The organism is Streptomyces sp. NPDC025721 (assembly GCF_055558595.1).
Genome location: NZ_JBVHMF010000005.1, coordinates 1 through 13,119, shown reverse-complemented (window position 1 = coordinate 13,119; position 13,119 = coordinate 1). Strand labels below are relative to the sequence as shown.

Sequence of the window (13,119 nt, the reverse complement as noted above, 5' to 3'; positions counted from 1 at the left end):
CGGACTCCCTCAGCGCGCCCCGAGGCTGGAGCCGCGCACGACCAGCTCCGGCTGGAGGACGACCTGGCGGTGCTCGTGGCCCTCGGGGTCCGCCGTCTCCTCCAGCAGCATCTCGGCGGCGAGCCGCCCCATCGCGACGGCGGGCTGCCGGACCGAGGTCAGCGGTACGGCCGCGGCGGCGGCGAATTCGATGTCGTCGTAACCGACGATGGCCATCTCCTCGGGGACCGCGATCCTGGCGGCGAAGACCGCCTGGAGGACCCCGAGGGCCAGCAGGTCGTTGGCGCAGAAGACGGCGGTGGGCCGGGGCGCCAGGCCGAGCAGCCGGGCTCCGGCGTCGCGGCCCGCCGAGACGTCCAGCCGCTCGGCGGACACCTCGGTCAGCGACTCGGGCGGCAGTCCGGCCTCGGCCAGCGCGGCGAGCGCCCCGGCGCGGCGGTCGCGGACCTGCGGGAGTTCGGGCGGGCCGCCGACGTAGACGATCGAGCGGTGTCCCGCGGCGATCAGGTGCTGGGCGGCGAGGCGTCCGCCGACGACGTCGTCCACCGAGACCGAGCAGACGGCGACGTCCGCCGAGACCCGGTCGACCAGGACGTACGGAATGCCCTGGCTGCGCAGCGTCTTGAGGCTGTGTCCGGTCGCGTCGGCGGGGGTGACCAGCACGCCGCGCACCCGCTGCTCGGCGAAGAGCGACAGGTACTCGACCTCCTCGCTGGTGCTCTGCGCGCTGTTGCAGACCATGACGCCGAGTCCGGCGGCGCGGGCGGCGCGCTCGGCGCCGCTGGCCACGTCGACGAAGAAGGGGTTGCCCATGTCGAGGACGAGCAGCGCGACGATACGGCTTGCCCCGGCCCGCAGTTGGCGGGCGGACTCACTCCGTATGTAGCCGAGGCGGCTGATGACCGACTGCACCCGGGTCCTGGTCTCCTCGGACACCAGGTCCGGGCGGTTGATCACATTGGAGACGGTCCCGACCGAGACACCCGCCTGCCGTGCCACGTCCTTGATCCCAACCATGGGCTCCACTGCTCCGTCCCGCCCGCCGCAGGCAGGGCTCCTCGTAACGCTCATCCGGCGTCGGCGCGACGTGCTCGACGTTCACCCGGAATCAACGCATTGAACTTATTCAAGCACAGTGCGTGCTGGTTGATCCGGCACGAACTGAATCGTTCCAACCTCTCATGTTCACGGAAGGTGGAACACCTCGGTGAGCGGGACCATCGCCGCGTCGGGCGCGGCGCCGTCCAACTCCTCGAAGAAGCCCGCCATTTCCGCCTGCCAGCGGGCGTTCACCTCCGTACCGTCCATGGCGGCGCGCGCCCGCTCGAAGTCCTCGGTCTCCAGATAGCCGACGAGCAGGCCGTCCTCGCGCAGGAACAGCGAGTAGTTGTGCCAGCCGGCGGCGGACAGCGCCTCACGCATCCGCGGCCAGACGTCCGCGTGCCTGGCACGGTACTCGTCCAGCCGTTCCTGACGGACCTTCAACACAAAGCAGACGCGCCGCACTTGAGGATTTCCTTCCGCACACCGCCGGCCCGGACCCACAGGGCCGGCGGTCCAACTGCCTTACTGGATGGTGCCGTCGGCTCAGAAGTTGAACTGGCCGATGTTCGCCTTGTCGAAGACGGTCGGCTTGCCCAGGACGATGACGCTGTCCTTGCCGACGGTGAAGGTGCCCATGTCGCCCGCGGTGAAGGTCTCACCCTCGGCGCCGGTGATCTGGCCGGAGGCCAGCGCGACGGCGGTGTAGCCCGCGAGCGCGCCGAGCTTGGCCGGGTCCCACAGCTCAAAGGACTGCACGGTGCCGTTGTTGACGTACGCGCGCATGTCGTTGGGCGTGCCCAGGCCGGTGAGCTGCACCTTCCCCTTGTACTTGGAGCCGCTCAGGTACTGCGCCGCGGCCTTGATGCCGACCGTGGTCGGGGAGATGATCCCCTTCAGGTTCGGGTACTGCTGGAGCAGGCCCTGGGTCTGCTGGAACGACGCCTGCGCGTCGTCGTTGCCGTAGGCGACCTTGACGAGCTGGATGTCCTTGTACTCCGGCTTCTTGAGCTCGTCCTTCATGAAGTCGATCCAGGTGTTCTGGTTGGTGGCCGTCTGGGCCGCCGACAGGATCGCGATCTGGCCCTTGTTGTTGATCTGCTTGGCCATCAACTGGACCTCGGTACGGCCCAGGTCCTCCGCGCTGGCCTGCGAGACGAACGCGTCACGGCAGTTGGTGTTGGTGTCCGAGTCGTATGTGACGACCTTGACGCCGTTCTTGCGCGCCTGGTTCAGCGCGGTGCACAGCGCGCCGGGGTCCTGCGCGGACACCGCGATGGCGCTGACCTGCTGCTGCGTCAGGGTGTTGACGTAGCTGACCTGGCCCGCGGTGTCGGTGCCGCTGCTGGTGCCGACCTCCTTGTACTTCTCGCCGAGCGCCTCGACGGCCTTCTTGCCGCCGTTGTCGGAGATGGTGAAGTACGGGTTGTTCACCTGCTTGGGCAGGTAGGCGATGGTCAGGCCCTTCTTGACGGGCGCGTTCGGGTCGGCGGAGGCCGACGCCTTCGTACCGGATCCGGCGGAGGCCGATTCCGAGTCCGAGCTGGACTTCTTGGTGGTGCCGCCACAGGCAGTGGCGCTGAGCGCGACGACGGCGACAACGGCGACCGCGGCCGCGGCGCGACGGGCGGGGGCGGTTCTGTACGACATGCGGGTGTCCTTTCGATGCCGCACTCGCGGCAGGTGACGACCAGGTGAGGGTGTTCGGACGACGTGCGTGGTGCGGGGGGTCAGGTGGCGGCCAGTGCGGCCGGTGGTGGCGCGTCGGCGGTTCTGCGCCGGGCTCGCGCCCTGCCCACCTGCCGGGCCACCCGCGGTGCCAGTACCGAGATCACCAGCAGGACTCCGGTGATCAGGATCTGGGACTGCGCGGAGACGTTGATCAGACTCATCACGTTCTGGAGCGCGCCGAGCAGGAACACTCCGGCGATCGCGCCGCCCAGCGTGCCCTTGCCGCCGTCGAAGTCGATGCCGCCGAGCAGCACACCGGCGATGACGGACAGTTCGAGGCCGGTGGCGTTGTCGTAGCGGGCGCTGGCGTAGTGCAGGGCCCAGAAGACGCCGGTGAGCGCGGAGATCGTGCCGGTGGCGACGAACATCGACAGCTTCAGCCGCTTGGTGCGGATGCCCGCGAAGCGCGCGGCCTCCTGCGAGGCGCCGACCGCGAACAGCGAGCGGCCGACCGGGGTGGCGTGCAGGACGACGACCGCGATGACCAGCAGGACGGCCCACGGGATGGCGGCCTGCGGGATGAAGGTGCCGCCGATCCGCGCGGAGCCGAAGTCCAGGTACTGCTGCGGGAAGTCGGTCACCGAGTTGGAGCCGAGCACGATCTGCGCGATGCCGCGGTAGGCGGCCAGGGTGCCGATGGTGACGGCCAGCGAGGGCAGTCCGAGCCGGGTCACCAGCAGGCCGTTGACCAGGCCGCAGACCACGCCGAGCAGGATGCACAGCGGGATGATCATCTCGATGGCCATGCCGTCGTTCCACAGCTTGCCCATGACGGCGCCGGACAGGCCCGCGGTGGAGCCGACCGACAGGTCGATCTCGCCGGAGATCACCAGCATCGTCATCGGCAGCGCGATGAGCGCGATCGGCAGGGTGTTGCCGATCAGGAACGACAGATTCAGCGCGTTGCCGAAGTTGTCGACCAGGGAGAAGGAGCAGAGCAGCAGGACGACGAGCAGGGCTCCGACGACGGTGTCCCAGCGGAACGCGTCCCGCGCCCAACCGGTCGCCGTACGGCCCGCGGTGGCGGGCTTCGCGCTCGCGGACGGCTTCGTACCGGTGGACGGGTTCGTACCGGCGGACGGCTTCGTACCGGCGGGCGGGTTCGTACCGGCGGACGGCTTCGCGGCCTTCGCCGGACCGGTGGATTTCGTTGGCTCAGGCATGAGTTGTCGCACTCCTTGTCTGTGCGGCCCGCTTACGGAGCACCGCCGCGACCCGCAGCGCGACCACCCGGTCGACGGCGATGGCCAGCAGCAGGAGGACGCCGTCGATGGCCTGCACCCATACGGAGCTGACGCCGATCGAGGGGAGCACGCTGTTGATCGAGGTCAGCAGCAGGGCGCCGAGCGCGGCGCCGTACAGGCTGCCGGAGCCGCCGGTGAAGGCGACGCCGCCGACCACCACGGCGCTGACGACGGTGAGTTCGTAGCCGCTGCCGGTGCCGGAGTCGACATTGCCGAAGCGGGCGAGGTAGAGAGCGCCCGCCAGGCCCGCGAGGGCGCCGCAGACGATGTAGGCGGTGAGGATGCGCTTGCGGACCGGCACACCGGCCAGCCGCGCGGCCTCCGGGCTCGAACCGAGCGCGTACAGGTCGCGTCCGCTGCGGTAACTGCGCAGGTAGTACGCGGCGATGATCAGCACGACCGCGGTGAGCAGCGCGAGATACGGGACGGCGCCGAGGCCGTCGTGCCCGAAGCTGCCGAAGCCCGACGGGAGGTCGGCGGCGGTGATCTGCTTGGAGCCGAACCAGATCGAGTCCAGGCCGCGGATGATGTAGAGCGTGCCGAGGGTGACGACCAGCGCGGGCACCTGGCCGAGGCTGACCAACAGGCCGTTGACGATGCCGAATCCGGCGCCGAGGGCGACCGCGATCAGGATGGCGACCAGCGGATTGCCGCCGCCGCGCAGGAACTCGCCCGCGGCGAAGGCGGTGATGCCCAGCGTGGAGCCGACCGACAGGTCGACGTTCCGGGTGATCACCACCATGGCCTGGCCGACCGCGACGAGCACCAGGATGGTCGCGTTGAGCAGCAGGTCCTTGATGCCCTGCTGGGACAGGAAGGCGCTGTTGTCGAGCTGGGTGGCCAGCAGCATCAGCACCAGGACGACGAGGATGGCCAGTTCCCTGACCTTCAGCACCCGGTCGAGGAGGCCGCCGGTGGAGGCGGTGTCCGGCGGCGCGGCCGACGCCGGTTTGGCGGTCATGGTCATGCCGCGTTCCTTCCGCGGCCGGTGGCCGCTGCCATGACGGATTCCTCGGTGGCGTCCGCGCGCGGGATGTCGGCGGCCAGCCGGCCCTCGTGCATCACCAGGACACGGTCGGCCATGCCGAGGATCTCCGGGAGGTCGGAGGAGATCATCAGGACGGCGAGGCCGTCGGCGGCGAGCTGCGAGAGCAGCCGGTGCACCTCGGCCTTGGTGCCGACGTCGATGCCGCGGGTGGGCTCGTCGACGATCAGCACCCGGGGGTCGGTGGCCAGCCACTTGGCCAGCACCACCTTCTGCTGGTTGCCGCCGGACAGCGTGCCGACGACATCGGCGAGCCGGGCGTACTTCACCTGGAGGCGCATGGCCCAGTCGACGGCGCGGCTGCGCTCGGCGCCGCGGTCCATCAGGCCCGCGCGGGTGGTGGCCTTGAAGCCGGTGAGGTTGATGTTGCGCTCGATGGACATCTCCATGACCAGGCCCTGTTCGCGGCGGTCCTCGGGTACGAGGGCCAGGCCCGCGGCCATGGCGAGGCTGGGGGCGCCGGACTTCAGCGGGCGGCCGTCGACCTCGACCTCGCCCGCGTCCCAGCGGTCCACGCCGAAGACGGCGCGGGCCACCTCGCTGCGCCCGGCGCCGACGAGTCCGGCCAGGCCGACGATCTCGCCGCGCCTGACGTCGAAGGACACGTCGGTGAAGACGCCTTCACGGGTCAGCCTGCGCACGCTCAGCGCGACGTCGCCGACCTTGGCGTCCTGCTTGGGGTAGAGCTCGTCCAGGTCACGGCCGACCATCCGGCGGACCAGGTCGTCCTCGGTGAGGCCGTCGACCGGCTCGCTGGCGATCCAGGCGCCGTCCCGCAGGGTGGTGACCTGCTGGCAGAGCGCGAAGACCTCTTCCAGCCGGTGCGAGATGAACAGGACGGCGGCGCCGTCCTCGCGCAGCGCCCTGACGACGCCGAAGAGCCGGGCGACCTCGCTGCCGGTGAGGGCGGCGGTGGGCTCGTCCATGATCAGCACGCGGGCGTCGAAGGAGAGCGCCTTGGCGATCTCGACGAGCTGCTGGTCGGCGATGGACAGGCCGCGGGCGGGCTGGTCGGGGTCGAGGTCGACGCCGAGCCGCTTGAAGAGTTGCTCGGTGGCCTTGTGCACGGCCTTGTGGTCGACCCGGCCGAGCGAGCGGCGCGGCTGGCGGCCGACGAAGATGTTCTCGGCGATGGAGAGGTCGGGGAAGAGCGTGGGCTCCTGGTAGATGACGGCCACACCGGCGTCGCGCGCGTCGGCCGGGCCGTGGAAGACCACCGGCGCGCCGTCGAGCAGTACCGTTCCGGTGTCCGGTCGGTGCACCCCGGCCAGTGCCTTGATCAAGGTCGATTTGCCGGCGCCGTTCTCCCCCGCGAGGGCGTGCGCCTCACCCGCGTACAGCCGCAGTGAGACGTCGCGCAGTGCCCGTACCGCGCCGAAGGACTTGCTCACCCCCTCCAGCGCGAGGACCGGAGTCCGTTCCGGTTCGGGGTCGGTCATTGATGTCTCCTGGATCTCCCGGTCTTGCGCCGCGGGGTGAAATGTTTCAATGGAGTTGCCGGGACGTTAGCCCCGCTTGATCAGGCCGTCAAGAGTCCGTGGAAGCCATTTCGGGAGATCAACCCCGGACGGACGGCCAATCGCGGCTGGAAAGAGACCCTCTAGCAGCGCGTCCGGCTCATGTGACACGATTCAATAACGGCGACCGGCCCGCCATCGGGTTCTCGTCATGACCATTGACATGGCGCAGTGTCGCCTTTAAGGTGAGCCGTCAAATGAAACGATTCACAGAGGTTGCCATGACAGACCTGTCGGCCGTGAAGGCGGCGCTGAAGTCCCAGCGGATCGAGACCCCTTCGTGGGCCTACGGCAACTCGGGCACCCGTTTCAAGGTGTTCAGGCAGGAGGGCGTGCCGCGTAACCCGTACGAAAAGCTGGACGACGCGGCCCAGGTGCACGCGGCCACCGGCGTCGCGCCCATCGTCTCCCTGCACATCCCCTGGGACCTGGTGGACGACTACGCGGCGCTCGGCGCGTACGCGAAGGAGCGCGGCCTGACCCTGGGCGCGATCAACTCCAACGTCTTCCAGGACGACGACTACAAGCTCGGCTCGGTCACCAACGCCGACCCCGCGATCCGCCGCAAGGCCGTCAGCTATCTGCTGGAGTGCGTCGACATCATGGACGCCACCGGCTCGCGCGACCTGAAGCTGTGGTTCTCCGACGGCACCAACTACCCGGGCCAGGACGACATCGTCGCCCGCCAGGACCGGCTCGCCGAGGCGCTGTCCCAGGTGTACGACCGGCTCGGCGACGACCAGCGGATGCTGCTGGAGTACAAGCTCTTCGAGCCCGCCTTCTACACCACGGACGTCCCCGACTGGGGCACCTCCTACGCGCACTGCCTCAAGCTCGGCGACAAGGCGCAGGTCGTCGTGGACACCGGCCACCACGCGCCGGGCACCAACATCGAGTTCATCGTCGCGTTCCTGCTGCGCGAGAAGAAGCTCGGCGGCTTCGACTTCAACTCCCGCTTCTACGCCGACGACGACCTCATGGTCGGCTCCGCCGACCCCTTCCAGCTCTTCCGGATCATGCACGAGGTCGCCAAGAACGGCGGTCTGAAGCAGGAGACCGGCGTCGCCTTCATGCTCGACCAGTGCCACAACATCGAGGCGAAGATCCCCGCGATCATCCGCTCGGTGATGAACGTCCAGGAGGCCACCGCCAAGGCGCTGCTGGTCGACCTCGACGCTCTCGGCGCCGCCCAGCGCGCCGGTGACGTACTGGAGGCCAACGCCGTACTGATGGACGCCTACAACACCGACGTCCGGCCGCTGCTCGCCGAGGTGCGCACCGAACTGGGTCTCGACCCCGACCCGATGGCCGCCTACCGCGGCTCCGGCTGGGCCACCCGCATCACCTCGGAACGCGTCGGCGGCGAACAGGCCGGCTGGGGCGCTTGATTTTCTTAAGGCTCGGTTCACCTCCGCTGCGCTTAGTCGCTGTCGACGGTCGATCGTGCTCGGTTGCTCGTTCCTCACAACCTGCGCGCGTTCTCCCTTTCAACAGCGACCGCTCCGCTTCGGTTCACTCGCCGGCCCTCCTGACGGCGAGCCCACGCGGCCGACCGGCTCCGCGACGCGCAGTGGAGCCTCCGAGCCGGTCGAGCTCGTCGCACCCGCACCCGTACTCATTCCTCCGAAGGACACCGCATGGCTTCCGCCTCCAGTTCCGACGACAGCACGGTCGGGGCGCTGCTCGGCCGTTCGAACCGGCTCGGATCCGATCCGCGCAACACCAATTACGCGGGCGGCAACACGTCCGCCAAGGGCACCGCGCCCGACCCGGTGACCGGGGCCGACACCGAGCTGATGTGGGTCAAGGGGTCCGGCGGCGACCTCGGTACGCTCACCGGCTCCGGTCTCGCGGTGCTGCGCCTGGACCGGCTGCGCGCCCTCACCGAGGTCTACCCGGGGGTCGAGCGCGAGGACGAGATGGTCGCCGCCTTCGACTACTGCCTGCACGGCAAGGGCGGCGCGGCGCCGTCGATCGACACCGCGATGCACGGGCTGGTGGACGCGGCGCACGTGGACCACCTGCACCCGGACTCCGGTATCGCGCTGGCGTGCGCGGCCGACGGCGAGGCGCTGACCAAGGAGTGCTTCGGCGACACCGTGGTGTGGGTGCCCTGGCGCCGCCCCGGCTTCCAGCTCGGGCTGGACATCGCGGCGGTCAAGGAGGCCCACCCGGAGGCGATCGGCTGTGTGCTGGGCGGGCACGGCGTCACCGCCTGGGGCGCCACCTCGCAGGAGTGCGAACGCAATTCGCTGCACATCATCCGCACCGCGGAGACCTTCCTCCAGGAGCGCGGCAAGGCCGACCCGTTCGGCGCGATGCTCGACGGGTACGAGCCGCTGCCGGAGTCCGAGCGGCGCGTACGGGCCGCCGCGCTGGCACCGCTGCTGCGCTCGATCGCCTCCCAGGACCGGCCGCAGGTCGGCCACTTCACCGACTCCCCCGAGGTGCTGGACTTCCTGTCGCGCGCCGAGCACCCGCGGCTGGCCGCGCTGGGCACGTCCTGCCCGGACCACTTCCTGCGCACCAAGGTCCGCCCGCTGGTCCTCGACCTGCCCGCGGGCACGGCCCTCGACGAGGCCGAGGCCCGGCTGCGCACGCTGCACGAGGAGTACCGCGCCGAGTACGCCGCCTACTACGAGCGGCACGCCTCGCCCGACTCCCCCGCCATGCGCGGCGCCGACCCGGCGATCGTCCTCGTGCCGGGCGTCGGCATGTTCAGCTACGGCAAGGACAAGCAGACCGCGCGCGTCGCGGGCGAGTTCTACGTCAACGCCATCAACGTGATGCGCGGCGCGGAGGCCGTCTCCTCGTACAAGCCGATCGAGGAGTCGGAGAAGTTCCGTATCGAGTACTGGGAGCTGGAGGAGGCCAAGCTGCGGCGGATGCCGAAGCCGAAGCCGCTGGCCACCCGGATCGCGCTCGTCACCGGTGCCGGGTCCGGCATCGGCAAGGCCATCGCCCAGCGGCTGGTCGCCGAGGGCGCCTGCGTGGTGGTCGCGGACCTCGACGCGGGCAACGCCGCCGCCGTGGCCGAGGAGCTGGGCGGTCCCGACAAGGCCGTCGCGGTCACCGTGGACGTCACCTCCGAGGAGCAGATCGAGGCGGCCTTCGCCGACGCGCTGCTCGCCTTCGGCGGGGTCGACCTCGTCGTCAACAACGCGGGGATCTCGATCTCCAAGCCGCTCCTGGAGACCACCGCCAAGGACTGGGACCTCCAGCACGACATCATGGCCCGCGGCTCCTTCCTCGTCTCCCGCGCCGCCGCGCGCGTCATGATCGAGCAGAAGCTGGGCGGCGACATCGTCTACATCGCCTCCAAGAACGCGGTCTTCGCCGGACCCAACAACATCGCCTATTCGGCCGTCAAGGCCGACCAGGCCCACCAAGTGCGGCTCCTCGCCGCCGAGTTGGGTGAGTACGGGGTACGTGTCAACGGCATCAACCCCGACGGGGTCGTCCGTGGTTCCGGCATCTTCGCCGGCGGCTGGGGGGCCAAGCGGGCGGCCGTCTACGGCGTCGAGGAGGCCAAGCTCGGGGAGTTCTACGCGCAGCGGACGCTCTTGAAGCGGGAAGTTCTTCCCGAGCACGTCGCCAACGCCGTCTTCGCCCTCACCGGCGGGGAGCTGACCCACACGACCGGGCTTCACATCCCCGTCGACGCGGGCGTCGCAGCCGCCTTCCTCCGCTAGGGCGTGTCACCCTGCGCAGGGCCGGCGTTCAAGGGCGCGGCCCTAGGCGTTCGCCCTGCGCAGGACGTGCCCCGTCAGGGGGGGGGGGGGGGGGGGGGGGGGGGGGGGGGGGGGGGGGGGGGGGGAGGGGGCGGGGTTTTTTCGCGTAGAGGAGGGTGGGTCGGGGGGGGGGGGGGGGGGCCTTTGGGGGGGGGGGGGGGGGGGCCCCCCCCCAGCGCCCCTAAAAGATCGGCGCAACGCCGAAGCGCAAGGACACCGCACACAGGCCGCGCCCCCAAAAGAATCGGCCTAACGCCTCGCGTAGGAGAACCGTCCCGGGGCGCGGGGCGGGAAGAATGAAGGACCGCACTCCGCAGGAGTGGCCGTATAAGGAGAGGCATGATCGGCGAACCCCCAGGCGCAAGCCCAGCCGCAGGCGTGTTCGCGGCGGCGGACCTCGGCGCGACGAGCGGCCGCGTCGTCGTGGGCCGGGTGGGCGGCGGGGAACTGGCCCTCACGGAAGTGAACAGGTTCGCGAATGTGCCGGTGCGGCTGCCGAGCGGGCTGCACTGGGACCTGCCGGGCCTGTTCACCGGCGTTCTGGACGGACTGCGCGAGGCGGCGAGGTCGGGCGCCGCGGTGGCGTCCGTCGGCGTGGACACGTGGGCGGTGGACTACGGCCTGCTGGACGCGGACGGCGCGCTGTTGGGGATCCCGTACCACTACCGGGACAGCCGTACGGCGCAGGTGGCGCCGCGGGTGCGGGACGAGGTCGGCGCGCAGGAGCTGTACGCGGCCAACGGCCTCCAGCACCTGCCGTTCAACACGCTGTTCCAGCTCGCGGCGGCGCGGGACACGGTCCAACTGGCCGCCGCGCGGACGCTGTTGCTGATCCCCGACCTGGTGACGCACTGGCTGACCGGCAGTGTCGGCGCGGAGGTCACCAACGCCTCGACGACGGGCCTGCTGGACGCCCGTACGGGCGAGTGGTCGCGGGACCTCGCCGACCGGATCGGCCTGGACCCGGCGTTGCTGCCGCCGCTGCGGCAACCGGGCGACAGCGCAGGTGAGTTGCTGCCGCACATCGTGGCGGCGACGGGTCTGGCGGCGGGGACGCGGGTCACCACGGTGGGCTCGCACGACACGGCCTCTGCGGTGGCGGCGGTACCGGCCACCGCGCCGGGTTCCGCGTACATCTCCTGCGGCACCTGGTCGCTGGCCGGGCTCGAACTGGACGCGCCGGTGCTCAGCGCGGCGTCGCGGGCCGCGAATTTCACCAATGAGCGCGGGATCGACGGCACGTTCCGCTATCTCAGGAACATCATGGGGATGTGGCTGCTGGAGGAGTGCCGTCGGGTCTGGGCCGCGCGCGGCGAGCCGTCCGAGCTGGCGTCGCTGCTCGCGGACGCGGGCCGCGCGGAGCCGTTCGGCGCGGTGATCGACCCGGACGCGCCGGAGTTCCTGGCACCGGCCGACATGCCCGCGGCCATCGCGGACTACTGCGTGCGTACGGGGCAGCGCCCGCCGGAGAGCCGGGGCGCGCTGGTCCGCTGCGTGCTGGAGAGCCTGGCGCTCGCGCACCGCAGGGTGCTGCGCAAGGCCGCCGAACTCGCCGACCGGGAGATCACCCACATCCATCTGGTCGGCGGCGGCAGCCGCAACGAACTGCTGTGCCGCCTCACCGCGGACGCGTCCGGGCTGCCGGTGATCGCCGGGCCCACCGAGGCGACCGCGCTCGGCAACATCCTCGTCCAGGCCCGCACCCACGGCCTCGTCGGCGATCTGGCCCGGATGCGGCAACTGGTCGCCGACACGCAGGAGTTGCGCCGGTACGAGCCGCGCGGTGACCTGCGCGCCTGGGACGCGGCGGACGCCCGTATCTCCGGTGCCCTCGCCGCCCCCTGACCCCCCGTCACCCGCCCACCCGCCGTCCGTCATCCGCCCGCACGACCCCGAGGGAGCCGCGATGCGTGCCGCCCTGTTTCTCACCTGCGTGAACGACACGCTCTATCCACGGACCGGCCAGGCCGTCGTCGCGCTGCTGACGCGGCTCGGCGTCGAGGTGGACTTCCCGATGGGGCAGACGTGTTGCGGCCAGGCGCACTACAACACCGGTTACCGGCACGAGGCGGAGCCTTTGGCGCGCCGCCAGGCGCGGGTCTTCGCCGGATACGACTACGTGGTCACGCCGTCCGGCTCCTGCGCGGCGATGGTGCGGGACATCTACCCGCGCCTCGGCGAACGGGCCCGGGAGGAGGGCCGCGGCGACGAGTTGAGCGAGGCGCTGGCCGACGTGGTGCCCAGGACGTACGAGTTGACGGAGTTCCTGGTGGACGTGCTGGGGGTGACGGATGTGGGCGCGTACTTCCCGCACACGGTGACGTACCACCCCACCTGTCACGGGCTGCGGATGCTGGGGCTCGGCGAGCGGCCCCGGCGGCTGTTGGAGGCTGTGAAGGGGCTTGAGCTGCGGGAGTTGGAGGGGGCGGAGGAGTGCTGCGGCTTCGGCGGCACCTTCGCCGTGAAGAATCCCGACGTCTCGGCCGCGATGGCCGCGGACAAGGTGCGGCACGCGGAGGAGACCGGCGCCGACGTGCTGTGCGCGGCCGACAACTCCTGCCTGATGCACCTGGACGGCACGATGTCCCGGCAGCGCACCGCCATCCGCCCGGTGCACATCGCGGAGATCCTGGCCAGTACGCGGGAGCACCCGCTGACGGTCCCGACCGCCGGGGTTCCGGTCCATGTCGCCACGGGCGGCGCGCGCAATGGAGGAGTGGTCCGATGAGTGGTACGTATCTGGGTCTGCCGTCGTTCCCGAAGGCCGCCGCCTCGTCCACGAAGGACACCCAGCTCCGCGCGAACCTCAC

General features: G+C 70.7%; 10 protein-coding genes. 4 read left to right on the top strand and 6 right to left on the bottom strand.

The window, feature by feature from the left end; translation table 11 throughout:
• Positions 1–9: 9 nt before the first annotated feature.
• From ACZ4EF_RS09615 to ACZ4EF_RS09590, 6 genes are all read right to left on the bottom strand, one after another.
• A complete protein-coding gene (locus ACZ4EF_RS09615; RefSeq protein WP_355350172.1) occupies positions 10–1,026 on the bottom strand; it encodes a LacI family DNA-binding transcriptional regulator in 1,017 nt (338 codons plus the stop codon).
• Between the two features lie 159 nt (positions 1,027–1,185).
• On the bottom strand, positions 1,186–1,506 hold the full coding sequence (locus ACZ4EF_RS09610) for an L-rhamnose mutarotase (protein ID WP_391163568.1): 321 nt from the start codon (positions 1,504–1,506) through the stop codon (positions 1,186–1,188).
• Between the two features lie 81 nt (positions 1,507–1,587).
• A complete protein-coding gene (gene rhaS / locus ACZ4EF_RS09605) occupies positions 1,588–2,691 on the bottom strand; it encodes a rhamnose ABC transporter substrate-binding protein (protein ID WP_355350166.1) in 1,104 nt (367 codons plus the stop codon).
• Between the two features lie 80 nt (positions 2,692–2,771).
• Positions 2,772–3,935, bottom strand: coding sequence for an ABC transporter permease (locus ACZ4EF_RS09600; protein WP_355350163.1), 1,164 nt, complete (start codon positions 3,933–3,935; stop codon positions 2,772–2,774).
• The gene (locus ACZ4EF_RS09595) at positions 3,928–4,983 is read right to left on the bottom strand and encodes an ABC transporter permease (RefSeq protein ID WP_355350160.1); all 1,056 of its coding nucleotides are present in this window, start codon (positions 4,981–4,983) and stop codon (positions 3,928–3,930) included. Before ACZ4EF_RS09595 ends, ACZ4EF_RS09600 begins: the two co-directional genes overlap by 8 nt.
• Positions 4,980–6,500, bottom strand: coding sequence for a sugar ABC transporter ATP-binding protein (locus ACZ4EF_RS09590; protein ID WP_355350157.1), 1,521 nt, complete (start codon positions 6,498–6,500; stop codon positions 4,980–4,982). The genes ACZ4EF_RS09595 and ACZ4EF_RS09590 overlap by 4 nt, the downstream gene beginning before the upstream one ends.
• A 299-nt stretch (positions 6,501–6,799) precedes the next feature.
• Between ACZ4EF_RS09590 and rhaI the strand changes: the two genes are divergently transcribed.
• The 4 genes from rhaI to ACZ4EF_RS09570 all read left to right on the top strand — a co-directional run bounded on the left by rhaI (position 6,800) and on the right by ACZ4EF_RS09570 (position 13,037).
• Entirely contained in the window at positions 6,800–7,966 is a 1,167-nt protein-coding gene (gene rhaI / locus ACZ4EF_RS09585) for an L-rhamnose isomerase (RefSeq protein ID WP_188282894.1), read from the top strand.
• A 249-nt stretch (positions 7,967–8,215) separates the two neighbouring features.
• A complete protein-coding gene (locus ACZ4EF_RS09580; RefSeq protein WP_467503705.1) occupies positions 8,216–10,270 on the top strand; it encodes a bifunctional aldolase/short-chain dehydrogenase in 2,055 nt (684 codons plus the stop codon).
• A gap of 378 nt (positions 10,271–10,648) precedes the next feature.
• On the top strand, positions 10,649–12,154 hold the full coding sequence (locus ACZ4EF_RS09575; protein ID WP_467503703.1) for a rhamnulokinase: 1,506 nt from the start codon (positions 10,649–10,651) through the stop codon (positions 12,152–12,154).
• Positions 12,155–12,215: 61 nt separating this feature from the next.
• Positions 12,216–13,037: a (Fe-S)-binding protein gene (locus ACZ4EF_RS09570; protein ID WP_355350145.1), complete on the top strand. Its 822-nt coding sequence runs from the start codon at positions 12,216–12,218 to the stop codon at positions 13,035–13,037.
• Positions 13,038–13,119: the final 82 nt, after the last annotated feature.

Bases quoted from the DNA above. Each gene is read 5' to 3' on its own strand.
- ACZ4EF_RS09580 (WP_467503705.1), top strand. From the start codon at position 8,216: ATGGCTTCCGCCTCCAGTTCCGACGACAGCACGGTCGGGGCGCTGCTC.
- ACZ4EF_RS09600 (WP_355350163.1), bottom strand. From the start codon at position 3,935: ATGCCTGAGCCAACGAAATCCACCGGTCCGGCGAAGGCCGCGAAGCCG.
- ACZ4EF_RS09595 (WP_355350160.1), bottom strand. From the start codon at position 4,983: ATGACCATGACCGCCAAACCGGCGTCGGCCGCGCCGCCGGACACCGCC.
- rhaS (WP_355350166.1), bottom strand. From the start codon at position 2,691: ATGTCGTACAGAACCGCCCCCGCCCGTCGCGCCGCGGCCGCGGTCGCC.
- ACZ4EF_RS09570 (WP_355350145.1), top strand. From the start codon at position 12,216: ATGCGTGCCGCCCTGTTTCTCACCTGCGTGAACGACACGCTCTATCCA.
- ACZ4EF_RS09590 (WP_355350157.1), bottom strand. From the start codon at position 6,500: ATGACCGACCCCGAACCGGAACGGACTCCGGTCCTCGCGCTGGAGGGG.
- rhaI (WP_188282894.1), top strand. From the start codon at position 6,800: ATGACAGACCTGTCGGCCGTGAAGGCGGCGCTGAAGTCCCAGCGGATC.
- ACZ4EF_RS09575 (WP_467503703.1), top strand. From the start codon at position 10,649: ATGATCGGCGAACCCCCAGGCGCAAGCCCAGCCGCAGGCGTGTTCGCG.